Origin of the sequence: Streptomyces brasiliensis (genome assembly GCF_014647875.1) — a bacterium.
Lineage (GTDB): Bacteria > Actinomycetota > Actinomycetes > Streptomycetales > Streptomycetaceae > Streptomyces > Streptomyces brasiliensis.
The window spans coordinates 1-514 of sequence record NZ_BMQA01000282.1 but is presented as its reverse complement, the minus strand read 5'-3'; the positions used below and the strand labels follow the sequence as shown (position 1 = coordinate 514).

Below are 514 nucleotides of genomic sequence, written 5' to 3'. Positions count from 1 at the left end.
CAGGTACGGCGCCTTGGCGTGGGCGTGGTCGCGCAGCGACATGATCAGCAGCTTCGGCGAGAGCGGCTTGCCGGTGTTCCACGCCGGGCACTGCGACTGGCAGCGCCCGCACTCGGTGCAGGTGGAGAAGTCCAGCAGCCCCTTCCAGGAGAACTGCTCGACCTGGGAGATGCCGAAGACGTCGTCCTCGCCCGGGTCGGTGAAGTCGATCGGCTTGCCGCCCGAGGTCATCGGCTGGAGCGCGCCCAGCGCCGTGCCGCCGTCCGCCTCGCGCTTGAAGAAGATGTTCGGGAACGCCAGGAAGCGGTGCCAGGCCACACCCATGTCCGTCTTCAGCGAGACCGTGATCATCCAGATGAACGACGTGGCGATCTTGATCAGCGCCGTGAGGTAGACCAGGTTCTGCAGCGTGGTCACGTCCAGGCCCCGGAACGCGGCGACCAGCGGGTACGAGGCGAAGTACGCGGCCTCGTAGCCGTGCACGCCGGCCAGCGCGCCCTCCAGGCCGCGCAGG

1 pseudogene is annotated in these 514 nt (G+C 68.5%); it reads right to left on the bottom strand.

What is annotated here, in order from left to right:
- Positions 1-514, bottom strand: a pseudogene (locus IEZ19_RS50185) (Fe-S oxidoreductase); the annotation flags it as partial.